Here is a 534-nt window from a genome sequence, read left to right on the forward strand (position 1 = left end):
ATTCCCGGCCAAAGCGGCCGGGCCGCCCACGTACCGTCCGCTCCATCCGCCTGCTGGTGCTGCGCCTGGCTCGAGAGAACCCCAGCTGGGGTTACCACCGCATCCACCGCGAACTGCTCGTCCTGGAGATCAAGATCGCCGCCTCCACCGTGTGGGAGATCCTCAACGAGGCTGGAGTCGACCCCGCGCCCGAGCGCACCTCCACCACCTGGGCCGACTTCCTCCGCTGCCAAGCCGACGCCCTGCTCGCCTGCGACTTCTTCGAAACCGTCACCCTGACCGGAACGCGGATGTACGTGCTCGCGGTGATCGAGCACGCCAACCGACGCATCCGGGTCGTGGGCGCGACCGCGCACCCGACCGCCACGCGGGTGACGCAAGCGGCGAAGAACCTCGTCATGGACCTCGAGGACGCCGGCCACCGCGCCCGGTTCCTAATCCGGGACCGAGATGGGAAGTTCCCGACCCTGCTCGACACCGTTCTCGAAGACGCGGGCATCGACGTCGTGCTCAGCGGCGTCCGGATACCCCGCA

The 534-nt window shown here is 68.7% G+C and carries 1 pseudogene; it reads left to right on the forward strand.

The annotated features are described in order from the left end of the window. Nucleotides 1-56: 56 nt before the first annotated feature. A pseudogene (locus tag FXF52_RS43775) lies at nucleotides 57-534 on the forward strand (integrase); the annotation flags it as partial.

Origin of the sequence: Micromonospora sp. MP36, assembly GCF_008119785.1 — a bacterium.
Classification (GTDB): Bacteria; Actinomycetota; Actinomycetes; order Mycobacteriales; family Micromonosporaceae; genus Micromonospora.